20 protein-coding genes are annotated in these 23,497 nt (G+C 60.3%); 5 read left to right on the top strand and 15 right to left on the bottom strand.

The genetic code is table 11. The features are described from left to right. Positions 1–404: 404 nt before the first annotated feature. The 9 genes from AC3IUE_RS18050 to AC3IUE_RS18010 all read right to left on the bottom strand — a co-directional run bounded on the left by AC3IUE_RS18050 (position 405) and on the right by AC3IUE_RS18010 (position 10,539). Positions 405–1,829 (bottom strand): GGDEF domain-containing protein, encoded by a 1,425-nt coding sequence (locus AC3IUE_RS18050; RefSeq protein ID WP_489263163.1) that lies wholly within the window; start codon positions 1,827–1,829, stop codon positions 405–407. Between the two features lie 194 nt (positions 1,830–2,023). Next, positions 2,024–2,314 carry a hypothetical protein gene (locus tag AC3IUE_RS18045; RefSeq protein ID WP_489263162.1) on the bottom strand — a complete coding sequence of 97 codons (291 nt, stop codon included), beginning with the start codon at positions 2,312–2,314 and terminating at the stop codon, positions 2,024–2,026. Between the two features lie 207 nt (positions 2,315–2,521). Next, positions 2,522–3,439 (bottom strand): bifunctional helix-turn-helix transcriptional regulator/GNAT family N-acetyltransferase, encoded by a 918-nt coding sequence (locus AC3IUE_RS18040; RefSeq protein WP_489263161.1) that lies wholly within the window; start codon positions 3,437–3,439, stop codon positions 2,522–2,524. Positions 3,440–3,773: 334 nt separating this feature from the next. Next, positions 3,774–5,558: an IlvD/Edd family dehydratase gene (locus AC3IUE_RS18035; protein WP_056741668.1), complete on the bottom strand. Its 1,785-nt coding sequence runs from the start codon at positions 5,556–5,558 to the stop codon at positions 3,774–3,776. Between the two features lie 16 nt (positions 5,559–5,574). After that, on the bottom strand, positions 5,575–6,459 hold the full coding sequence (locus tag AC3IUE_RS18030) for an NAD(P)-dependent oxidoreductase (protein ID WP_489263160.1): 885 nt from the start codon (positions 6,457–6,459) through the stop codon (positions 5,575–5,577). Next, positions 6,456–7,829 carry an MFS transporter gene (locus tag AC3IUE_RS18025; RefSeq protein WP_461998723.1) on the bottom strand — a complete coding sequence of 458 codons (1,374 nt, stop codon included), beginning with the start codon at positions 7,827–7,829 and terminating at the stop codon, positions 6,456–6,458. Before AC3IUE_RS18025 ends, AC3IUE_RS18030 begins: the two co-directional genes overlap by 4 nt. Positions 7,830–7,899: 70 nt before the next feature. Beyond that, a complete protein-coding gene (denD, locus tag AC3IUE_RS18020; RefSeq protein ID WP_461998722.1) occupies positions 7,900–8,874 on the bottom strand; it encodes a D-erythronate dehydrogenase in 975 nt (324 codons plus the stop codon). 45 nt (positions 8,875–8,919) lie between these two features. Next, a complete protein-coding gene (locus AC3IUE_RS18015) occupies positions 8,920–9,768 on the bottom strand; it encodes an ureidoglycolate lyase (protein WP_489263159.1) in 849 nt (282 codons plus the stop codon). A 30-nt stretch (positions 9,769–9,798) separates the two neighbouring features. Further along, on the bottom strand, positions 9,799–10,539 hold the full coding sequence (locus AC3IUE_RS18010) for an SDR family oxidoreductase (protein ID WP_489263158.1): 741 nt from the start codon (positions 10,537–10,539) through the stop codon (positions 9,799–9,801). Positions 10,540–10,807: 268 nt separating this feature from the next. Here AC3IUE_RS18010 and AC3IUE_RS18005 point away from each other — a divergent pair, with 268 nt between their 5' ends. Next, the gene (locus tag AC3IUE_RS18005) at positions 10,808–12,094 is read left to right on the top strand and encodes an MFS transporter (RefSeq protein WP_056741674.1); all 1,287 of its coding nucleotides are present in this window, start codon (positions 10,808–10,810) and stop codon (positions 12,092–12,094) included. Between the two features lie 44 nt (positions 12,095–12,138). Here the strand turns inward: AC3IUE_RS18005 and AC3IUE_RS18000 are convergent, their stop codons facing one another. Next, complete coding sequence (locus AC3IUE_RS18000) at positions 12,139–13,062, bottom strand: LysR family transcriptional regulator (protein ID WP_056741675.1); 924 nt, start codon at positions 13,060–13,062, stop codon at positions 12,139–12,141. 138 nt (positions 13,063–13,200) lie between these two features. On the opposite strand from AC3IUE_RS18000, the gene AC3IUE_RS17995 reads away from it, so the two are divergent. Beyond that, on the top strand, positions 13,201–14,256 hold the full coding sequence (locus AC3IUE_RS17995; protein ID WP_489263157.1) for a tartrate dehydrogenase: 1,056 nt from the start codon (positions 13,201–13,203) through the stop codon (positions 14,254–14,256). Between the two features lie 87 nt (positions 14,257–14,343). Further along, positions 14,344–15,657, top strand: coding sequence for a dicarboxylate/amino acid:cation symporter (locus AC3IUE_RS17990; protein ID WP_461998716.1), 1,314 nt, complete (start codon positions 14,344–14,346; stop codon positions 15,655–15,657). A gap of 10 nt (positions 15,658–15,667) precedes the next feature. On the opposite strand, the gene AC3IUE_RS17985 is transcribed toward AC3IUE_RS17990, so the two are convergent. Together AC3IUE_RS17985 and AC3IUE_RS17980 are read right to left on the bottom strand one after the other, a co-directional pair. Next, positions 15,668–16,153 (bottom strand): adenosine-specific kinase, encoded by a 486-nt coding sequence (locus tag AC3IUE_RS17985; RefSeq protein WP_489263156.1) that lies wholly within the window; start codon positions 16,151–16,153, stop codon positions 15,668–15,670. A 14-nt stretch (positions 16,154–16,167) separates the two neighbouring features. Continuing rightward, a complete protein-coding gene (locus tag AC3IUE_RS17980) occupies positions 16,168–19,656 on the bottom strand; it encodes a hypothetical protein (RefSeq protein WP_489263155.1) in 3,489 nt (1,162 codons plus the stop codon). 126 nt (positions 19,657–19,782) lie between these two features. Here AC3IUE_RS17980 and AC3IUE_RS17975 point away from each other — a divergent pair, with 126 nt between their 5' ends. Next, positions 19,783–20,715, top strand: coding sequence for a GlxA family transcriptional regulator (locus AC3IUE_RS17975; protein ID WP_489263154.1), 933 nt, complete (start codon positions 19,783–19,785; stop codon positions 20,713–20,715). Between the two features lie 104 nt (positions 20,716–20,819). Next, the gene (locus tag AC3IUE_RS17970; protein WP_489263153.1) at positions 20,820–21,794 is read left to right on the top strand and encodes a nitrilase-related carbon-nitrogen hydrolase; all 975 of its coding nucleotides are present in this window, start codon (positions 20,820–20,822) and stop codon (positions 21,792–21,794) included. A 52-nt stretch (positions 21,795–21,846) separates the two neighbouring features. Here the strand turns inward: AC3IUE_RS17970 and AC3IUE_RS17965 are convergent, their stop codons facing one another. From AC3IUE_RS17965 to AC3IUE_RS17955, 3 genes are all read right to left on the bottom strand, one after another. Continuing rightward, positions 21,847–22,545, bottom strand: coding sequence for a dienelactone hydrolase family protein (locus tag AC3IUE_RS17965; RefSeq protein ID WP_489263152.1), 699 nt, complete (start codon positions 22,543–22,545; stop codon positions 21,847–21,849). A 94-nt stretch (positions 22,546–22,639) separates the two neighbouring features. Further along, positions 22,640–23,155 (bottom strand): HvfX family Cu-binding RiPP maturation protein, encoded by a 516-nt coding sequence (locus AC3IUE_RS17960; RefSeq protein WP_008151486.1) that lies wholly within the window; start codon positions 23,153–23,155, stop codon positions 22,640–22,642. A gap of 57 nt (positions 23,156–23,212) precedes the next feature. Then, positions 23,213–23,416 carry an HvfA family oxazolone/thioamide-modified RiPP metallophore gene (locus AC3IUE_RS17955; RefSeq protein WP_489263151.1) on the bottom strand — a complete coding sequence of 68 codons (204 nt, stop codon included), beginning with the start codon at positions 23,414–23,416 and terminating at the stop codon, positions 23,213–23,215. Between the last annotated feature and the right edge of the window lie 81 nt (positions 23,417–23,497).

Here is a 23,497-nt window from a genome sequence, read left to right as displayed (position 1 = left end):
CCTGCCACAAATGTGCCGGCGAGCAGAACCAGATGATCCACGTGAGGGATGTCCGCCAAGGCGGCGTAGACGGCATCGCCGTTGGTGACATCAGCGGCGCGATCTTTACGAACGGGCGCTACGAATTCTGCGCGAGGTAGAGGACATCGAGCAGGCAGCAGTGGCCTCGCGCGCTGAGCCCTCCGGCACCTTGAAAGTGACCGCGCCGCCGCCTATCGGGCTGAACGAATGTGAAGGCGTTTGTGAGTTTCCTGAACGAGCTGTTTCCCAGCCCTACCGCGTGGGACGAGATCGTAGCGAAGGCGTAGCGCCAGGTTTATTTCTGAACCAATGCTGGACGTCCGCTTTTTCGGCCGATTGCTGCCTGTTGCGATGCGCAAAGCCGGGTATCGGTGCCGACGCTTTCACATAGATTGGAGGCTGGTTTTGATGGTCGTGACCACACGGTTACGGCCTTCGTGTTTAGCGTGATACAGGCGTTGATCGGCTGTACGCAGAATGGCCTCGATGGTGTCGCCGTCGCGGCCGGATTGCGATACGCCGATGCTCACTGTGACCACGGTTAACCGCTGCAGGCCATGAAAAGAATTATTTGCGACGGTGTTTCGCAGTCGCTCAGCGATGACGTGCGCGCCTTCAAGTGAAGTCTGAGGTAGCAGAATCATGAATTCTTCCCCGCCCACTCGGGCTACGCCGTCATACGGCCGGATCGAATCGAGGCATTTCTCCACGAAATCTTTCAGGATGTCGTCGCCAACCTGATGCCCGAAGCGATCGTTGATGGACTTGAAATTATCCAGATCGAGTGCCAACACGGAGAATGGCTCACCGCCACGCTTGGTCCGGCCCATTTCGACTTCGAGCCGCTCCATGAACCGACGCCGATTATCAGCACCCGTCAGTGGATCGGTGGCCGCAAGGTGCCCGAGTTCTTGATTGGTGCGCTGGAGTTCCTGCAGGGCGCTCTCGGTATACGCCATCGCTTCGGCAAGACGCACCATCAGTTCTTCTTGGCTGTAAATCTTCGAGAACGACCGCGTGGTGAGGAACGCTTGCACGACCCCATAGCTCAACATGAAGAATCCACCGGCGAAGATCGCATGAGCGAGCCACCACATGTGGTTCCACGGACGTGCAAGGATGAAGGCAAGCGATGACAGCGCGAACGCGGTGACCGAGACGACAAAAATCATCATCAGCGGCGAACGGATACGGCGCAGCAGGAGTATTGCCACGGTCAATGTGGAAAGAACGAGGGCACCACCTTCCATCGAGAGGCGCACCGCGAGATTGCCGGCGATCGGTGAATTCGCGACGTACGCCACTGCCACATCAACCAGCAGGAACAGTCCTATCCAGGTCAACCACGGGCGGGCCTTCATTCGTTGGTCCGCGGCATCAGGTGGGCGGTGGTACGACAGCATTCCGACTAACAGCAGAATCGACATGACCAGTCGAGAGGCCGGTCCATACAGCAGGAAGAGCCAGATATTGTGGTGTGCAAGCCCGGTGAACGCACCATGCAACGCGTAGATCAGTACAAAACCGAGAAAACCAAGCGTCATCCATCGCAGCAGCGGATCTCCCGATGACTGATAGCAGCGCCACGTGACGTAAGTCACAAACAGGCCCGCCAAGGTGGCTGCCGTGATCGCAATGATATGGAACAGGTGGTTTTCGAAAATAAGGGTGGGGTCTTGAAAGACGTATAAGTAGCCAATCAGATAGGCCGGAACAAACGCGAATCCTGCGAGTAGCAGGTAGGCATAAACCTTGACCATGAGGCGGACGGCTTCAGGTGGCTCGCCGGTGGCGATGAGATTGCTCATGGTTCCCTCCAAGTTGAAATCTATTTAGCCATCACCGGTCCGGTGTTGGCTCCAAAGCCGCCTGCATGCCACCGGTCCCACACATCATTACGCAGATAGGGGATGGACCGACCTATGGCATTTCAATATTAGACTCCTTGCCGATTTCTGCTGCACAAGCAGGTAAAAATGTTCACGCGAACGCAAGGGGCGCGCTAATTGATCTGCACAATGACCGGGCCTTCCGTGACGACCGGCGGGTTCGTGTGGATGTGCGAGGCGTTTTTCTGAATCCAGTCGCGAGCGACTTTCATGCTCTCATCGGTGCCGGCCTTGTCCGTGCAAACAGTCACCGACATACCGCCATCACCGAGCGGTAGCAGTGTGTAGCTTGCCAGGCCAGCCACTTTCCGGAGGGCAGCTTCGACGTCGGCCTTTTGCTTTTCTAAAACATCGAAAAGCTGCTTTGCACCAGGACCTGAGTAGGTTCTTATGACCGCATACATAGTCGTCTCCTTTGTGATTTACCGTCTTGATACCCATCCAGATCCGCTGATGGCCGCTGATTTGTTCAGCTTAGTCAAACGCCGGTGACAAGCGAAATGCAACGACCACCGGCAGCTCCTGGCCGATAGCTGCATAGCAAAGTCGATAGGTCAGATATTGACCCATGCAGAGGGTGGGCAACCCCGCACTTAGTGCCGTCAACGCCACTACAGATCCCGAGCCCAGGTCTGGCTGACGAGGTCTTTTCCGAAACTGCGTACCTGTTCCTCTTCGACCAATTGAAAACCTGCCTTTTGATAGAGCTTTCGTGCATCGGAAAGCACGCTGGTTGTCCAGAGCATCATGCTCCTGTAACCAGCGCCCCGAGCAAATCGCAGACTTTCTTCAAGCAACCGATTGCCGATTCCAATGCCTCGGGCACTTGCATCCACGTAGAGCATTCGCAGTCTGGCGGTCGTCTCGTCATGTCTGACGACAAAGACCGAACCGATGACCTTGCCATCTTTTTCCGCGATCCAGCATCGCTCGCAGGACTGATCGAATTCACGAAGGTATTTGGCGACTATTTCTGCCACCAGCGCTTCGAATTCTGAATTCCATCCGTATTCGCGGGCATATAGTTGAGCTTGCTGCTGAACGACAATCCCCATATCACCCGCTTCAGGATCGCGCAGGAGGTAGGAGGGATCTCTGTCGCCTAATAGCGCCTGTATCCGTTTCATGGCTTGGGTCAATTGCTCTTGCTGTGGCTCAGGCAAGCCTTGCAGCATCAACACAACTTCCTCGCGAGCGGCTTGCTCCAGCGAGGCCAGCACGGTGCGACCAGGATCGGTGAGCTGGATTTGAGATGCTCGGGCATCGCTTGCCGAGCGAGTCCTGCCAATCAAGCCTTTTTTCTCGAATCCACCGATGACTCGGCTGACGTAGCCGGCGTCCAGGCCGAGCTTCTGACAGAGGTCCGAACTCTTCAGGCCAGCACTGGCGCCTAATTCATAAAGAATGCGAGCCTCGGTCAACGAAAATTCGGCCTTAAGCAGGTGCTCTTGCAGCGCGCCGATCTGGTGGGTGTAGAACCGGTTAAAGCGGCGTACCGTTTCGGCGCGCTCAGTAATGGTTGCGGACATGGAAATCCCCATATAGTTGCTTTTGGCAATTATATGGTTGACTTAGGCAAATATGTCAATCCTGCGATGGTCAGTTGCAACGATCGCTTCTGACCCAGGCTGTGTAAAAACGCAGGTCCTGTTTTGAAGTCCGCATCTCTACGTAAAATCTCACAGTGATTGGCAGATCAGAGGTGCTGAAATTTGCGTAGGAGCTCGGTTTTCGTTCTGATTCGGACCTTCAAACCCGCTCTAAAACGTTTTTACACAGCCGGACCCATTGCAGCCATTGAGTCCCTCACCCATGACTGCCGAAGGCTGCTACGGGTCTTGGCTAGCCGAGCAATCCTTGGGCTCAATGGGAATGGCGAGGAGGCCCGTTTTCCGGGATGACGCGCCAGTACAGGGTCGCCGGTTCCAGGCAACCGCCCGTGGACAGCTGGCCGACCAGTTGCCGGTAGAGTTCCTGCCACGGCGTTTGCGAGGGGGCGAGGGCGGGTAGCGGTTCCTGGCGACGTGCGTCCAGTTCGGCTTCGTCCACCAGCAGGTTGACGCTGCGCGCATTGAGGTCGACGCGCAGGCGGTCGCCGGTACGCAGCAACGAGAGGCCGCCGCCCACGGCGGATTCTGGCGACATGTTGAGAATCGACGGGCTGGCTGAGGTGCCGCTTTGGCGGCCGTCACCCAGGCACGGCAGCGCGTCGATGCCGGCTTTGATCAGCGCTGATGGCGGCGCCATATTCACGACCTCGGCGCTGCCGGGGTAGCCGACGGTGCCACAGCCGCGAATCACCAGGATACAGCGCTCATCGATGTCCAGGGCCGGGTCGTTGATCCGTGCCTGATAGTCTTCGGGGCCCTCGAAAACGATGGCGCGCGCCTCGAAACAGTTGGGTTGTAGCGGGTCGCTGAGGTAGGTGCTGCGAAAGGCTTCGCCCACCACCGACATCTTCATGATTGCACTGTCGAAGAAATTGCCGCTGAGCACGATGAACCCGGCGCGATGCTTGAGTGGGTCTTCGCACGAGCGGATCACGTCGCGGTCGCCGGTCACTGCGCTTTCGACGATCTCGCCCATGCTGCGCCCACTGACCGAACGGCAGTCGCGGTGCAGACGGCCAACCTTGTCCAGCTCATGCATCACTGCCGGCACACCGCCGGCACGGTGAAAGCTTTCTCCCAGGTATTCACCTGCCGGCATGCAATTGACCAGCAGCGGCACGTCTTCGCCGACGCGCTGCCAGTCCTCCAGCGACAGGTCGATACCGCTATGGCGGGCAATCGCAATCAGGTGCGGCGGGCAGTTGGTGGAGGCGCCCAGCGCGGAGGCGACGGCGATGGCGTTTTCAAACGCGGCGAGGGTCATGATGTGTGAAGGACGCACGTCTTCGCGCACCAGGTCGACAATCCGCAGGCCGGTGGCATAGGCCATCTGCCCGCGCTCGCGGTAAGGCGCCGGGATGCTCGCGCAGCCGGGCAGCGACATGCCCAGTGCTTCGGCCAAGGCGTTCATCGACAGGGCCGTGCCCATGGTGTTGCAGTGGCCCACCGACGGTGATGAGGCGGTGGTCAGGGTCATGAATCCCTCGTAATCGATCTCGCCGGCGCTGAGCAGATTGCGTGCATGCCACAGCACGGTGCCAGAGCCGATCCGCTGGCCCTTGTGCCAGCCGTCGAGCATAGGCCCGCCGGACAGGACGATTGACGGCAAATCGGTGGTGGCCGCCGCCATCAGGCAGGCCGGGGTGGTTTTGTCGCAGCCGGTGGTGAGTACAACGCCATCGAGCGGGTAGCCGTGCAGCACTTCCACCAGGCCCAGGTAGGCGAGGTTGCGGTCCAGCGCCGCCGTTGGCCGGCGCGATTGCTCGGCGATCGGGTGCACGGGGAATTCCATCGGGATGCCGCCCGCGTCGCGGATGCCGTCCTTGACCCGCTTGGCCAGTTCGATGTGATGGCGGTTGCAGGGGGTCAGGTCACTGCCTGTTTGGGCGATACCAATGATCGGCCGACCCGATTGCAGTTCAGCGCGGGTCAGGCCCTGGTTCATGTAGCGTTCCACGTACAGCGCGGTGAGGTCGGCGTGGCTGGGGTCGTCGAACCACAGCTGACTGCGCAGACGGCGTGGGGTTGAATCGGTCATGACAGGCTCCATCAGGTTATTCAGGCAAATGGTTTTGGCGGCGCAACTGGCGGATCAGTCCGGCGTGGTCGAGTTCGCCGTCGCCGGCGTCGACCATGGCCTGGAACAGTCCGTCGACCAGGCTGGCCACGGGCAACGTCAGGCCCAGTGTCCGCGCTTGCGCGAGGGCAGTGCGGGTGTCCTTGAGTTGCCAAATGGCGGGGCCGCCGGGGGCGAAATCGTTGTCGAGCATGCGCTGACCATGCTGACGCCAGATCGGCGAGTCGACGAAACCGCCCAGCAGCGCCTCGTGGACCTTGGCTGGGTCAGCGCCGCCGCGCTCGGCCAGCAGCAGGCCTTCGGCGACGGTGGCGATGGTGCTGGCGACGATCAACTGGTTGACCAGCTTGGACAGCTCGCCGGTGCCGGCCGGGCCGACGTGCACGGGGCGGCCCATGGCGGCCAGCACGTCGCGGCCCTGTTCGAAGGCCGCCGCTTCGCCGCCGACCATGATCGCCAGGCTGCCTTCGCGAGCGCCTCGTTCGCCGCCGGAAACCGGGGCGTCGAGGTAGCGCAGCCCTCGCGCTGCACACAGGTGCGCCTGCTCGACCGCGGTTTCGACGGGAATCGAACTCATCACGATCACCAGTGCCCCCGCCGCCAATGCCAGCGCGGCGCCGCCTTCGCCGAACAACAGCTGATCACAGGTCGGGCCATCGCTGAGCATGCAGATCAGCACCTGTGCGCCGTCTGCTGCCTGGGCAGCCGTCTCGACGATCTCGGCGCCGTGTGCGGACAGTTCCGTCGTCTTGGCCGCCGACCGGTTCCAGGCCCGCACCGGGTAACCGGCCTGCAGCAGGTTGCGGACCATGGGCTTGCCCATGATGCCTGTACCGATAAACGCTACGGTTTGAAGGGTCATGCCTTGCCTCCCAGTGCTTGAGCCGGAGTGATAGACGCGCCGACCTGCGACACCTTATTGCGTGGCATCAACACCATGCCCAGCCCGCCGGCGCCGACCAGTGCGGCAATGACCAGGAAGCCCGGCGTGTAGCTGCCGGTCATGTTGAACAGGAGCCCTGTCAGGTAAGGACCGACGAAGCCGCTGAGGTTGCCGATGGAATTTATCAGGCCAATCCCTGCCGCAGCCCCGACTCCGGTCAGCACCTGTCCCGGCACGGCCCAGAACACGTTGATTGCGCTGTACACGCCCATGGCCAGCAACACGAAACCGATGACGATGATCCACGGCTGGTTGAGCAGCAGCGCCACGGCGATGGAGACGGCAGCCAGCATCGCCGCGCCGCCCGCATGCCAGTGACGCTCCTGCAGACGGTCTGAGCGGCGGCTCCACCAGATCATCGCGACTGCGGCGACGGCGTAGGGGATGGCAGTGATCAGCCCGTTTTGCATCAGGCCGATCTCCAGCCCAAACGAGGCACGGAACGACGCCAGCACGGTGGGCATGAAGAAATTCATGGCGTTGGAACCCGAGGTGATGCCGAAGTACACCAGCGCCAGCATCCACACCTGACGGCTGCACAGGGCCTTGCGGATCATCTGGCCCTTGGTCGGTTGCACGCCCACCACCAGCGGTTTGCTGCGCTCTTCCTGCTCGAGGGTGTTGATCAACCATTGCCGCTGTTCGGGGGTCAGCCAATGGGCATCGGCCGGGCGGTCGGTGAGATAGAAGTAGCAGACCACTCCCAGGATGATTGCAGGGACGGCTTCGACGATGTACATCAAGCGCCAGCCGACGAAGCCCCAGGCGTCGCCCAGTTGCATCAGCCCCACCGACAGCGGCGCGCCCAGCACCTGGGCGATGGGCACGCCGAGGTAGAAGGTGGCGATCATGCGGGCGCGGTAACGGCTGGGGAACCACAGCGACAGCAGATAAATTACGCCGGGGAAGAACCCGGCTTCGGCAATGCCCAGCAGCACGCGCAGGGTGATGAAGTGCCCGGCCGTCTGCAGAAACCCCATGGCGCCAGCGATGATGCCCCAGGTCACCATGATCCGCGCCAGCCAGACCCTGGCGCCGAAGCGGTGCAGCAGGATATTGCTCGGCACTTCGAACATGAAGTAGCCGAGAAAGAAAATCCCCGCGCCCAGGCCATAGATGGTCTGGCTGATGCCGATATCGTCGTTCATCCGCAACGCCGCGAAGCCGACATTGTTGCGGTCCAGGAAGGCCACCACGAACAGCGTGATGAGAAAGGGAATCAGGCGCTGGGTCACGCGCTTGATAGTCTGTTTTTCAATCTCCGAGACATCGGGGTGTGGAGTCATCATGTCGCACCGCCTCGCATTATTTTTGTTGTTGTTTTCATGGTTGCAAGCGTGAATCGGGCCTTGCCTGCCGCTAGCCTGCGGTGGAGTCCTCAACATGGGCGCGCACGATGGCGTCGAAGTCGGCGTCGGCAGTAAAGCCCAGGGCGCGTGCACGTGGCGCCTCGACCTGGCTCGGCCAGCTTTCGACGATGCGCTGTATGGTGGTGTCCGGCTCCCAGCGAATCAGCTTGACCACCTCAGCGCCTGCCACCCGTTGCAGGGCGCTGACCATGTCGGCGACGGTGGTGGTCACGCCGGGCAGGGGAATGATCCGCTGATTGCCCAGGGTCTGTGGTGACAGGGTCATGCCGAGCAACATCGATTCGACAACGCGGCGTGGCGAGGTGAGGTACACCTGCGTGTCCGGGCGCACCGGGCAGACCGCAGGCTGACCCACCAGCGGTTCGCGGATGATCGAACTGAAGAAGGTCGAGGCTGCCTTGTTTGGCTTGCCGGGACGTACGGCCACCGTGGGCAGGCGCAATACACGCCCGTCGACAAAGCCCTTGCGTGCATAGTCGGCCACCAGCAGTTCGCCGACCGCTTTTTGCATGCCATAGGACGATTGCGGGGTGAGCACGGTGTCGTCGTCGACAACCTCGGGCAACTTGCCGCCAAACACCGCGAAGCCACTGGCGTAGACGAAGCGCGGCGTATTGCCTTGCTTGCGCAGGGTTTCCAGCAGCGTCATCAGACCGTGCAGATTGACCTGCATGCCCAGGTCGAAATCCGCCTCGGCGGCCGAACTGACCACCGCCGCCAGGTGCCACACAAGGTCAACGCCATCGGTGACCCGCGCCATTACCTCGGGGTCGGCAATATCGCCGGTGACGAGTTCGATGCGTGGGTCGCTGGGCAGGTCTTCGCCGGCAAAGGCGTCGAACAGCACAATGCGCTCAATGGGGCGGGGCGCCTGGCCTTCGAGGGTCAGGCTGTTCAGATCCAGCAGGCGCCGGGCCAGTTGCTTACCGATAAAGCCGGTGCCGCCGGTGATGAGAATCCGCATGTCTTGCTCCTGTTTCTTATGATTGTTCGCAAGGCTTGCCCGGAGTCAGTCCGCTTGAACCGTGCGCTGGAGTTGCTCGCCAAGGCCCGCGATGCCCAAGCGCATTTCCTGGCCAGCGCGCAGAAATACCGGGGACGGTTTGACACCCAGACCTACGCCTGGTGGCGTGCCCGTGGAGATGATGTCGCCCGGCTGCAGCGACATGCAGCGGCTCAGGTAGGCGATCAACGCGGGGATCTGGAACACCAGCGTGCGCGTGTTGCCGTTCTGGTAGCGATGCCCGTCGACTTCCAGCCAGAGATCGAGCTGATGGGGATCGGCGATTTCGTCGCGGGTCACCAGCCAAGGGCCGATGGGGCCGAAGGTGTCGAAGCCTTTGCCCTTGTCCCAGGTGCCGCCACGCTCCAGCTGCCATTCGCGCTCGGATACGTCGTTGATCACGCAGTAGCCGGCAACGTGCTCCATGGCGTTGCTTTCGTCGATGTAGCGACCGCCCTTGCCAATCACCACACCCAGCTCGACTTCCCAGTCGGTCTTGGTCGAACCGCGCGGGATCTCGACGTCATCAAAGGGACCGCAGATGGCGCTGGTCCATTTGTTAAACACCACGGGTTCAGTGGGTACCGGCATGTTCGATTCTGCCGCATGGTCGGCGTAATTGAGGCCGATGCAGATGAACTTGCCCACTTGGCCGACGCAGGCGCCGATGCGCGGCGAGCCGCTGACCAGTGGCAGGCTGTTGGGGTCGAGTTTGCCCAGGGCAGTCAGGCTAGAGAGGTCCAGGGCCTTGCCGGCCACATCGGAAATATGGGCAGACAAATCGCGAATATTTCCTTGAGCGTCCAGCAGGCCGGGTTTTTCCTGGCCCTTGTCGCCATAGCGCAGTAGTTTCATACGAGGAATCCTGAATGGGAGAAAAAAGGGTCAGACGCTCATCCCGCCATCGATGATGTGTACGCCACCGGTGGTATAGGCACTGGCGTCGCTGGCCAGGTACAACGCCAGGCGGGCGATTTCTTCGGGCGTGCCGATGCGGCCCATGGGCTGGCGGTCGACAAAGGCCTGATACACCTGCGACTCCGAACGGCCCTGTTCACGCGCCTGTTCGGCAATGCGTTGGCGCAGGGAAGGCGAATCGACAGTGCCGGGGCAAATGGCGTTACACCGAATGCCTTGGCGGACGTAGTCGGTGGCCACTGATTTGGTCAGGCCGATGACGGCGGCCTTGCTGGCCGTGTAGGCAAAGCGGTTGGGCACGCCTTTCACACTGGAGGCCACCGAGGCCATGTTGACAATACTGCCACCGCCCGCCGCCAGCATGCCCGGCAGGAACGCGCGGATCATGTGGTACATGGCGCTGACATTGAGGTCGAAGGAGCGCTGCCAGGCCTGTTCGTCGCAGTCGAGCAATGCTCCGCTGTGCACGTAGCCGGCACAGTTGAACAGCACGTCCAGTGTGCCCACCTGTTGGCAGATCGCATCGATGGCCGAAGGCTGGGTCACGTCCAGTTGCAAGGCCCGGATGCCGGGGATGTCCTTCAGCGCTTCGATGTTCAGGTCGGTGGCGATGACCTGGGCGCCGGCTTCCTGGAAGGCCAGCACCGATGCGCGACCTATGCCTTGAGCCGCGGCGGTGATCAGAACGCGTTTGTTGGCGAGGTTCATGGTGGTTTTCCATTGTTATTGTTTGGCGCAATGGCCAAAACCCTAGTGCTGCTCGCCGATAAGCGCCAATGAGATATTCTCAACCACCAATAACCGGAAGTTATCAAATGGCCGGCGTCGCCTTTAGTTAAACTTCCAGCCGCCGGAGTCGCTGTGATAACCCGTGGTTATCGTTTGATCGAATCATGTCATTGGGCAGCTGGCGATCGGCCTACTAGAGTGCACGACGCCCTACCGTAAGGGCGGCAACCGCTCAGCAGAGGCGCGCATGAGAACAATAAAAAGCTACAAGACGCTGACCATCCTTTTTCTGTTCCTGATTGGCGTGGTCAACTACCTGGACCGCAGTGCGCTGTCCATCGCCAACACCTCCATCCAGAAAGACCTGGCCATCAGCCCGATGCAAATGGGCATCATGCTTTCGGCCTTTTCCATCGCCTACGCCTTCTCGCAGTTACCGCTTGGCGCCTTGATTGACCGACTGGGCAGCAAGCTGGCGCTAGGCGGCTCGCTTATTGTCTGGTCGGTGGCACAAGCGGCCTTCGGCCTGTTCAGCAGCTACGGCCAGCTGGTTGGCTTGCGGGTGCTGCTGGGCATTGGTGAGGCACCGGTCTTTCCCTCGGCAGCCAAGGCGCTGTCGGAGTGGTTCGACACTCAGGAGCGCGGCACGGCAACCGGCTGGGTCTGGTCGTCGACCTGCATCGGCCCATGCCTGGCACCGCCATTGCTGACGGTGTTCATGGTGAACCTGGGTTGGCGTGGCATGTTCGTACTCACCGGTATCATTGGCCTGGTGCTGGCCGCGTGCTGGTTCACCTTCTACAAGAGCAAGGCGCAGTACATGGCCGAGACGGGCCGCGCCGAACCACTGCCAACGCCGGCCCAGCGAAGCGCGGCGCCGCGGGTGCGCTGGACGGCGCTGTTCAAGGAGCGCAATACGTGGGGCGCCTTTCTCGGTTTCATGGGCGTGATCTACATGATCTGGCTCAACCTCACCTGGTTGCCCGGCTATTTTGAACGTGAGCACGGCCTGGACCTGTACCGTACCGCCTGGGTGGTGTCGCTGGCCTATTTGTTCGGCGCGGTGGGCACCATCGTCGCCGGCAAGGCCTGCGACCGGCTGGTAGCGCGCGGGTTGAAGGTACTCGCCAGCCGCAAGCTGATGGTGATAATGGGTTTGCTTGGCGGGGCGCTGTTTACCCTGATCGTGGCATTCACCACCAACGTGGTGGCCTGCGTGGTACTGCTGTGCCTGACGATGTTTTTCATCAATATTTCCAGCGCCACGGCGTGGATGATCGTCAACACCATCGTGCCGTCGGAGCGGGTGGCGTCTTTCGGCTCGATCCAGAATTTTGGCGGGTACCTGGCGGGCTCCATTGCGCCGATTCTCACCGGGTTCAGCGTGCAGCAGAGCGGTTCGTTCAGCGCGGCGTTCGTGATCAGCGCGGTAGTGGCGGCGTGCTCGGCCCTGGCGTATTTCGTACTGCTCAAGGAGCCGACGGCGAAAGCACCACCGTTGGCGACGGTCGACGGCGCTCACGCTGCGGTATGAAACGTTCGTAGCAAGCTGCCCGTCAGGTGATGTCTGAGTCCTGTTCAGTCCCGCGTAGATTCCGGTTCCTCCAGGTGATCGATGTGCTTGAAGCGCTCAACCAAAAAATCGATCAGGCTGCGTACCCGCGCCGACAGGTGCAACTGTTGCGGGTACACGGCGTAGACATCGGCGCGGGTGGGGGTCTGATCCTCCAGCACCAGGCGCAAGCGGCCACTGCGCACGTAACGGGCAATGTCCCATTCGGCCCGCAGCAGAATGCCGTAACCTTCCAGCGCCCAGTTCAGGGCCACTTCACCGTCGTTGCAGCCCAAGGCTCCGCGCACTTTGATGTTTTGCGTGCGACCACCGTTGGTGAAACTCCACACGCCGTAGGGCGTTTCGTTTTGCCGCAGGAAGATGCAGTTGTGTTGCTGTAAATCCGCCAAGCGTTGGGGCACGCCGTGCTTTTCCAGGTACAGCGGCGAGGCGCATAACAGACGGCGGTTGGACGCGATCTTTCGGGCATGGAAGGCGGCGTCCGGCAGCGTGCCGAAACGAATACCCAGGTCAAACCCGTGAGTCGTCAGGTCGAGCGGGTGGTCGCTGATTTCCAGCTGTATTTCCACCTCCGGGTACTGCGCGAAGAACGCGCCCAGGGCCGGGCCGATGTAGCGCCGACCGAATCCCAGCGAAGCGTTGACGCGAATCAGGCCTTTAGGCGTCGCCCGACTGCTGCTGATTAGCTGCTCGACCTCATCGATCTGCGTCAGGATGCGCGCGGCATGGGAAAAATACAGTTCACCTTCCGAGGTCAGGCTCATCGAGCGCGTGGTGCGGTTGACCAGGCGTATGCCCAGCCGTGCTTCCAGCGCGGTCAGGCGTTTGCTCACCGCAGGCGGTGTGACGCCGAGCTCGCGAGCCGTCGCCGCCAGGCTGCCTTTGTTGGCCAGCAGGTAGAAAAAAGACAAATCCAGGGTTTGGCTCATTGGTAACTCAAATTCATCTATGTAGTGATTTGGAGTAATTCACGCTCATTTGTTCACTACATATACTCCGCTCACACCCTGATTGAACACCCCCGTTCGACAGGCACAACAAGAACGTGACGAGAGTGGAGTTAATTGATGAGCACCTACAAAATTGCTGCGGTTCCAGGTGATGGTATCGGTGTAGAAGTGATCGCCGCGGGCGTCGAGGTGCTGCAAGCCTTGTCGACAAAGTCCGGCTTCGAACTGGATTTCAAACACTTCGACTGGAACTCGGACAACTACCTTAAAAACGGCTACTACATCCCGGAAGGTGGCCTGGAAGAGCTGAAAACCTTCGACGCCATTTTCTTCGGCGCTGTCGGTGCGCTCAACGTACCGGATCACATTTCGCTGTGGGGCCTGCGTCTGCCGATCTGCCAGGGCTTCGACCAATACGCCAACGTGCGCCCGGCTCGCGTACTGCCAGGGGTCAAAAGCCCGCTGCTCAATGGTGATCAAATCGACTGGGTCGTGGTGCGTGAAAACTCCGAGGGCGAGTACTCCGGCAACGGCGGTCGCGTCCACCGGGGGCTGCCTGAAGAAGTCGCCACCGAAGTGTCGGTGTTCACCCGTGCCGGGGTCGAGCGCATTCACCGTTTCGCCTTCGAACTGGCGCAAAGCCGTCCGCGCAAGCACCTGACCATGGTCACCAAATCCAACGCCCAGCGTCATGGCATGGTGCTGTGGGACGAGATCTTCTACGAAGTCGCCAAGGACTTTCCGGACGTCAGGATCGACAAGGAACTGGTCGACGCCGTGACCACGCGCATGGTGCTCAAACCGTCGACGCTGGACGTGATCGTCGCCACCAACCTGCACGCCGACATCCTGTCCGATCTGGCTGCGGCGTTGTCCGGCAGCCTGGGCATTGCGCCGACCGCCAACCTCAACCCGTCACGCAAATTCCCCTCGATGTTCGAACCGATCCACGGCTCGGCCTTCGACATCACCGGCAAAGGCGTGGCCAACCCGATCGCCACATTCTGGACAGCGGCAATGATGCTCGAACACCTGGGCGAAGCGGCCGCGGCGAAGCACCTGATGTCGGCCATCGAGGCGGTCACCGAGAGCGGTTTGCATACCCCGGATCTGGGCGGCACGGCCACCACCCGCCAGATCACTGATGCGGTCATCGAATTGATCAAACGCTGATTCAAGCTGCGGCACAACGCCAAGGGGCTGATCACCGATCAGACCCCTTGGCATTTCCTGACAACAATAAAAAATCAGGGCCCTGTCATGAAAAGAATATTCGGCAAACTTTACGTTCAAGTGCTCATCGCCGTGATCCTCGGCGCCATCGTCGGGGTGTTCGTGCCCGAAACCGGAACAGCGCTCAAACCCTTGGGCGACGCGTTCATCAAACTGATCAAAATGCTCCTCGCCCCGGTGATCTTCCTGACGGTGGTCACGGGCATTGCACGCATGGAGAACATGAAGGAGTTGGGGCGCGTCGGCTTTCGTGCGCTGATCTATTTCGAAGTGGTGTCCACCCTGGCGCTGGTCGTCGGTCTGGTGGTGGTCGACGTGTTCAAACCCGGCGCCGGCATGAACATCGATGTCGCCACACTGGATACGTCCAGCCTGGCCACCTACACCAGCGCCGTGAAGCATGCGTCGTTCATGGACTTTGTGATGAACATCATCCCCGACACCATCGTGGATGCCTTCGCCAAGGGCAACGTGCTGCAAATATTGCTGTTCTCCATTCTGTTGGGTATTGCTCTGGCGCATGTCGGGCCTCGTGCCAAGGTGTTCGTCGACACGCTGGACAGCCTGATGCAGGGCATGTTTCGCATCGTCAACATGGTCATGCGTCTGGCACCCATCGGCGCCTTCGGGGCGATAGCCTTCACCATCGGCAAATACGGCTTTGGCTCGCTGTTCTCACTCGGCAAGCTGATGGCCTGTGTCTACCTGACCTGTGCTGTGTTCGTGATTTTTGTACTGGGCCCGATCTGCCGCTACAGCGGATTCAGCCTGTGGAAGTTTCTGAAATTCATCAAGGAAGAACTGTTTACTGTCCTCGGCACCAGCTCTTCGGAATCGGTGCTGCCTCAGATGATTTCCAAGATGGAAAAGGCCGGTGTTTCCAAACCCGTCGCCGGCCTGATCATCCCCTCGGGCTTGACCTTCAACCCGGATGGTCAGGCGATCTACTACACCATCGCCGCCATCTTCATCGCGCAGGCCACGAACACACCGCTGACCCTGACGGATCAGTTGATCGTACTGGCCGTGCTGATGTTTACCTCCAAGGGCTCTGCCGGTGTCACTGGCTCGGGATTCATCATTCTGGCAGCGACGTTATCGTCCCTTGGCACCATTCCGGTGGCAGGCATGGTGCTGCTGTTGGGCGTCGACCGGTTCATGTCGGAAGCGCGTGCGATCACCAACACCATCGGCAATGGCGTCGGGACAATGGCCATTGCCAAATGGGTCGGGGCGCTGGACACCGTGAAAATGCACAAGGCGTTGAATGGTGAGGTCGAAGGGGAGAAGCCCGCGACGGCTCAGGCAGAGGTTATTTCTGCTCATTCAGCGCCTGGTTAACTGAGCGTGTTCAAAGTTTGTAGCCGATCTGCCGCAACAGGTTCTTGCGCCACAGGATGTCTTCCTCGCCTTCAATGCCACGGGCACAGTAGCCATCCACCACGCCCAGAATCGCTCGTCCTTGGTCCGTCTCGGCAAGAATCACTTCAGTCGGGTTGGCCGTTGCACAAAAAATGCGGCACACCTCCGGGACCATTTTGACGGCGTTCAACACGTTTACGGGATAGAAGCCATCGTCGAGGAAAATGATGAAGCTATGGCCTGCGCCGATGGCTTGGGCATTGCTCCGGGCCAGTTCGATCATGGCGGTGTCGGTGCCAGACCAGCGCACCAGGCATTTACCGGAGGCTTCGCAAAAGGCCACGCCAAAGCGGATACCTGGTACGGCATTGACCAACGCTTCGTGGATGTCCTCGACGGATTTGATGAAGTGGGTCTGACCGAAAATGAAGTTCGTCGCTTCCGGTTTGTCGATTTTCAACGTGATGAGTTGCATTTTGAACGCCTCCTCTAGAACTTCGCATAGTTCAATGCATCGACAATGGCCGAGCCGCCGATACCGGTCAGCGACAGCAGCAGCGCCCTGATCAGCGGGTCTTCCGCGTAGCGTGAGAACGAGCCCGTACTGAGCGTCGCGATCCGCTCGCGGATCATCTTGAACTTGGTGTAGCAAGGTGTTGTTTCGGGTGTTTGCAGCAGATAGGCGTCGAGTCGTTGCAAGGCAACGGTGCGGGCCTTTTCCGCTGCGCGTCGTAGTGATAGCGCGGAGATGAGCAGCACCAACGCCGTCAGCAGGTAGGAAATGATCAGGCTGGGCGGTGTCGGCCAGTTATCGAACAGACTGCTGCGCGACGCCAACAGGATCAACAAGACCACGGTCGGCGCATAGATCAGACGGTTAACGGCCGAGGTGCGCTTGGCGATCAGCTGCAAATCCACCCATTCGTCGATGCACGGGTGCCTGAGCATGCCAAAGGTTTTCTTGTGCTCCATCTGCAAGGTGCCAGGCCAGATTGCATGATGTTCGCTGAGGTGGCGGATGAACCGCGTCAGCAGCAGGTTGGCATCCACGACCCAGAACACCAGCACCTGGAAAGTCAGGGAAGGGATCAGCCAACTCAGCATCCACCACATCGATGCGCCGCGAACGGGCATGCCCTCCATGGGCCAGATCACAAACAGCACGCTGGTGACCACGACGTAAACCCACGTGGCGAGCATGGCCCGCAGCATTCGGGCGCCGAAGGAGCCGCAGACGCAGTGCTCACCCCAGAAGCGTGCAATGACGATCATCTTGCGTCCGTCCATGCAAGCGGCCTGTGCCGGTGCGCAGGACTTTGACCATTCGTCGCTGGCGGTCAGTAGCGGGAAGAAAATCTTCAGCAGGCAGTGCCCCAGTTCGTTGCACCAACGACGCAATGGCCAGCCTTTGCCCCGGCGAATCAAGCGTCGAACCTGTCCCCACAAGGTCGTCTCATATTTGCGCATGTGCAGGCGCAAATGGTACGTGGCTTCGATCTCGGCCCGGTTGATGCGCAGGTTGCGCCAGCCCCATGCCAACGCCGAGAGCGATATCAGCACGGCCAGCAGCCGCAAAGCCACGGTCGGCCAGGCACTGATGCCTTCAAACAGGAACATCGGCTCACCCAGTCCGTTGTCCGTCAACGTGCTGCGCATCTGGTACGCCAGCATCAGCGCGAGGATGAACATGACAAGAGGGACCACGATGTACCACGCCCGGGAGTCGTATAAACCCGTGCTCATGCTGGCAGTCGAGTCCTTGGCCATCGCCAATTGCCTGGCGGAGCGTCGGGTCAGGTTCGACGAGATGATACCCAGCAATATCAGCACGAACGTGAACCAGAGAAACTCCACATGCCAGAACCGCGTGGCGATGAATGCGCAGGCCGCCGCCACCATAAACAGCGTCATCGGCACGCCGCGCACCCAGGCCAGCCGTGCGTCATGGTCATCTTTCGGGCCCTCGATGCGCCACCAGACGATGAACCCGGCGAGTATCAGCAGGGTGATCGTCAGTGGCCCGGCCCAGTAGAAGGATTGGGCTTGCTTGAAACGGTCGCGGATGGATTTGGAGGGTTCAGGGTAGGGCGGTGGCGAGGGGTCTTGGAGGCAACGCAGCGCCATCAGGTCGTGCGGACGTACGCCTCGATCGGACTGCGATTGGGTCGGTGCCTCGCAGCTTGCCGGGCGTGAAGCGGTCAGCCGGCTCGCCAGGGGAATGAAGCCACTGATCCCCACTTCGTAGATGCCCGGCGAGAGCAGCTCCGATTTGGAATAGTCGAATTTTGCGCGCTTGGCGTCGAAGGATTGCGGCGCCAGTGCCGCCAGCACCGAGATGAACACCGCACTTTGCAGGCTGTCGCGAAACGGCGGCACGTCCTGTTGCAGGGCGCGGGTCAGGGTGAGTCCGTAGGGGGCGGCGAGTATCAGGTTGCGGGTGGTTTGCGCCTGGCCCCGTTGCAACATGCGGGCATCGAGGTCAGTGGAAAAGTACAGTTTGTATGGCATCCGACTCTTCAGCGCTTGCAGCACCAGAAGCTTGTCGTAGGCATCGACGCCCAGTACACCAATCGCGCCGATGCCGCTTTCGCCGTTGCGTCGATAGGCCGCGTCCTCGTTGGCGATATGGTCGGCGAGACGCCGCAGGTAGTCGAGCTGGGAGTTGCCGTCGGATTTCTCCAGTGGACTGAGATCGAGTTGGGTGGGGTCTTTGTTTTTACCGGGATCGGTACTGGCGCTCTTGTCGTTGCTCGCGGATTCTTCCGGGAGGCGTCCGTCCAGGCCGCGCAGATAGCTGAAGCGCAAAATCCACTGATCGACCACATCCCTATGGTTTTTTTCATCGCTGCCCAGGCGGGCATCCTTGGCCACCTGTGTCTTGAAGCTTTCGATCAGCGCGCGGCTGTAGAAACTGTCCCACTCGGAAATCAAGGCGATGCGGTTGCCGCTGCGACGAAGATCGCGGGTGCACGGTGAGCCGATCCGTTGCAGTTTGCCTTCGCTGCAACGCACGCCCGTGGCCGGGTCCACGCGGCGCAACTTCAGCTCTTCCAGCATCAGTTGCGTCATGGTGCCGTCGTCGCTGACGGTGCGCAGCAACTTCATGGGTTGCCTGATCGCAAGCGGCGGCGACAGCTTCGGGTACCCGCGATCCAGCGTCTCGTTATCGGCCGTGGCCAGCGGTGAGTAGATTTCGACCTTCGGCGTGGCCTGGCCGATGTCCTGGTCCTGGAACATGTCGCGCAGGACAGTTGAGGTAGAAGGGCCGATGACCTTCAGGACAGCCGTGTCGGGTGGCTCGGAACACGGTTTCGGAGCGCACGCCAAAGCAATTTTATTTTTCAGGGTATCGCGTAACGTTTCGAGCAACTGCAGCGGCGTTGAGCCGAGCGCGTCCTGTTTGAACCAGAACACGATCGTTCGATCAGGCGGCGGTGGCGCGCCTTCAAGGGCTGTCGGTGGATCGAAGGGGTTGGAGACGAACACTTCATAGGGCGCGTCGACGAAACCGCTTTTCTGCGGGGGATCCTGCGACAGGTTGGCGGCGAGTCTCAAGCAATGGATGTACTGTTCCTGATCCGGCACCCGGTGGGAATTCTTGAACCCTGCCAGCAGCGCATAACGAATGCGCCGACGCCGTTCGACTTCGTCGGCGTAAGGGCCGCCTTCGGCCAGCGCCACCATGATGTCGGGCGCCGGTTTGTCTCCGGACAGGGGAGAAATATCCGGGCTGCAGACATTTTCGGCATCCGGGTTCTTGCTGTCCGTGAGCTTCTTGCGATAACGCTCGACCGCATCGAAAGGGTCTTGCCATAACCGGGCTTCGATGGGCAGTTGCGCCTGGAACTGTGCACCGATCGGCCGCGGTTCAAGGAACGGTTCGCGGTTGAGGGCGAACATCGATACCACCAGACTCAGGATGACCGCACTGCCTGGCAGCCAGAAGGCCAGGTTAGTGCCAGAACCCTTGTTGTCCATGGCCTGTGCCTCTTGTTCTCGGCCAACTGATTACAGTTATGTATAGACCCAATAAGAGGCTTTAGTGCAAAGTCAGTGGCGGTAAAATCCGTCATGCCACCTTTAAGGTCAAAAGAAGCCGCCACCATGCACACCATCGGACTCATCGTTTACCCCGGGTTTCAGGTGTTGGGCCTGGCCATGTGCGCCACGTTCGAGTTGGCCAACATGGCCACTGACGAACCGGCGTACAACATTGCCTTGCTGTCCGAGCGCGGCGGTACGGTGCAGACCTCCGCCGGGTTTGGCGTGGAAACCTCGGCGTTCGACCAGCGCTCGTTCGACACGCTACTGGTGCTGGGCGACAACCTGATCCGTCCGGTATCACCGGGCATGGTGGCGTTCTTGCGCAACGCCAGCCGGACCACCCGGCGTCTGGGCTCGATCTGCACCGGCGCCATTGCGCTGGCCGAGGCCGGTTTGCTGGACGGTCGACGGGCGACCACGCACTGGTGTCATGCACCGGCGTTGCAGAAGGCGTACCCGAAAGTGAAGGTCGAAGAAGACCGGATCTTCATCAACGACGGCAATATCTGGACGGCTGCGGGCATGAGCGCTTGCGTCGATCTGGCCCTGGCGCTGGTGGAAAAGGATCTGGGCGCGGAGGTGGCGCGGCGGGTGGCCCGGCAATTGGTGGTGTACCACCGGCGCGCGGGAGGGCAGTCGCAGTTTTCGGTGATGCTCGAACTGGAGCCCAAGACCGATCGCATCCAGGCCGCGCTGGCCTATGCCAAGCAGAACCTGAAGTCCGCGCTGTCGGTCGAGGAACTGGCCAGTGCCGCCAACCTCAGCCCTCGGCAGTTCAGTCGCGTGTTCCATGCCGAAACCGGCCAATCACCGGCCAAGGCCATCGAAAACCTGCGGGTGGAAGCGGCGCGCCTGATGATGGAAACCGGTCGGCACCCCATCGACGTGGTGGCGACCGATACCGGTTTTGGCGATAGGGAGCGGATGCGTCGGGCGTTTATCCGTGCATTTGGCCAGCCACCGCAGGTCATTCAGCGAGCCAATCGAGGGTGATGCTCAGGATGTCCTAAAAGGTGGCGTATTCGACATTTCGGCCTAAATATTATTGGCGTAATTTTGATCTCGTTGAAGTCCACTCCCTCAATGAGATCACCGTCATGACCCTCGTAAAAGCCGCCGCCGTACAAATCAGCCCAGTGCTCTATAGCCGTGAAGGCACCGTCGACAAAGTGGTGCAGAAGATTCTCGAACTCGGTGAGCAGGGCGTGCAGTTCGCCGTGTTCCCGGAAACCATCGTGCCTTACTACCCGTACTTCTCGTTCGTTCAGTCGCCTTTCGAAATGGCGGCTGAACACCTCAAACTGCTGGATCAGGCCGTCACTGTCCCTTCGGCTGCCACCGAGGCAATTGGTGCCGCCGCCAGACAGGCCGGCATGGTGGTTTCCATCGGCGTCAATGAACGTGACGGCGGCACGCTGTACAACACGCAGTTGTTGTTCGATGCCGACGGCACCCTGATTCAGCATCGCCGCAAGATTTCCCCGACCTATCACGAACGCATGATCTGGGGCATGGGCGATGGTTCAGGCCTGCGCGCCACCGACAGCGCAGTAGGGCGCATTGGCCAACTGGCCTGCTGGGAACATTACAACCCGCTGGCCCGTTACGCCTTGATGGCTGACGGCGAACAGATCCATGCGGCGATGTACCCGGGGTCGTTTGCAGGGCCGTTGTTTGCTTCACAAATGGAAGTCAGCATCCGCCAGCATGCATTGGAGGCGGCCTGCTTCGTGGTCAACTCCACGGCCTGGCTGAACCCTGAGCAACAGGCACAAATCATGGCCGACACGGGTTGCCCCATCGGCCCGATTTCCGGTGGTTGCTTCACCGCAATCATCAGCCCGGATGGTGTGGTGCAGGGTTCGCTGACTGAAGGCGAAGGCGAGGTGATCCTCGACCTCGACATGAGCCTGATCGACAAACGCAAACGCATGATGGATTCGCGCGGTCACTACAGCCGCCCGGAACTGCTGAGCCTGCTGATCGACCGTACACCGACGAGCCATGTGCATGAACGCAGCGCACATCCGAAATTGGCGGTGACCGATACCGTGGAAGAACTCAGTCGTTAAACGGCAGACACAAAAAAGGGGACTCTGGAAGTCCCCTTTTGCTCGCCAGGCCTTACAGTTCCATACCCAAAAAGATCAGCGTGTTGCCATGTGCCTCAACCGCTGCGCGCTGGTTGTAGCTGTCGCGGTGCGAGCAGTTGAAGCCATGTTCGGCTTCCGGATACACGACAATTTCGACGTTATCGTTGGTATCGAAACGCTCGGCGATTTTCTCCACGGCTTCCAGTGGAATGTGGCTGTCCTGTTCACCGAAGTGCATCAGCAGCGGCACTTCGATTTCATCGGCCCGGTCCAGATGATTCTGGATTCCGCCGCCGTAATAGGCGATGGCCACGTCCACCAGCCCATTGGCGGCGGTGTGGTACGAGAGCAAACCACCGAAGCAGTAACCAATCGAAGCGATTCCGCCGTCCAGGCCGGGCTGGGCTTTCAAGGCGTCGATGGCCAGTTCGATGTCGGTCTGTGCCTTGCCGACGTCGGTGGCGTTCATCAACTCGACGGCGCGTTTCCAGCCGGCCTCGTCGTAACCCAGTTCGATCCGCGCGCCGCTGCGCCAGAACAGGTCCGGTGCAATCACCAGGTAACCGTCGGCGGCGTATTGTTCGGCGACCGAGCGAATGTGTTCGTTCACGCCAAAAATTTCCTGGATCAACACGATCCCCGGGCCTTTGCGGGTGTGCGGAATGGCCAGGTAAGCGCCGAATTTACCGTCGGCGCTGTCGATTTCGATCCATTGGGTGGTCACGCTCATGGTGGCTCCTGTCTTCGCATGTGAGTTGGATGAAGCTGGTTGGGGCTGTCAGTCGTCGATGCTGGGTTCTTGACGTTATCGAGCCCCTGGCGCTTCAGCGGTTATCGCGACGCCAGAAGACTCGAGCCAGCAGCGCATCAAGGCTAAGCTTGCCGGCACCCGAGAGCAACAGCGGCATAAAGGCCGCGAGGTAGATCAGCGGCAGTTTGAAGTTGCCATGACCCTTGTTGCTGATGGCGTAACCCTGAGCAAGCTCACTCAATGTAGACCAATCGGCCGGCCAGTGAACGGCAGCGGTCGCGACAACCGTGACCACGATCAAAATGATCGCCGAGATTCGCGTTCCCAGGCCGACCAGTATGGCCAGGGCGCAGATCAGTTCGGCCCACATCGACAGTTCCCAGTTCAGCGTGGCCGGCACGTGATTGAAGGGGAACGGGAAGCTGTCCTGAATATCGGCGAACCAGTTTTCGCCATTGAATTTTTCCAGGCCTGATTCGAAGAACTCCCAGGCGAGGAACACCCGCAGGGTCAGCGGCGCAATCCAGCTACCGGCACGGTCGAGGTTCAGGTGCAGGCCTTTCACGGCCGATGAGAGTGAGGTGGTCATGGGCTTGATCTCCGTTCAGTCAGGGAGGTGGGGCAACGCGGTGCCCCATGCAAAGGGTTACTCGCTGGCGCCGCACTTGCCTTCGCCGCATTTACCTTCCGCCGGTTTTTCTGCCGTGTCGGCCTGGACCTGGCTGTAGCCGTGGGCCAGTTGTTTCATGGTGAATGCTTCGGACTCGGAGGCGGAAGCCGCGTTGGACAGGGCCAGGCCGCCAGCGATGATCAGGCCGAGGGTCAAAGAAGAAGTCGAGAGCTTGAACATGGTGATACTCCGTAGCATTGAGTGAGTTGGGCGCTTTGATCGGCGTGGCCAATCGACAGGCACAGTTCATCAAGCAGGTGT

This window comes from Pseudomonas sp. GL_093, assembly GCF_057837605.1.
The sequence above is the reverse complement of the archived record's forward strand: the minus strand, read 5'-3'. Positions and strand labels throughout refer to the sequence as shown.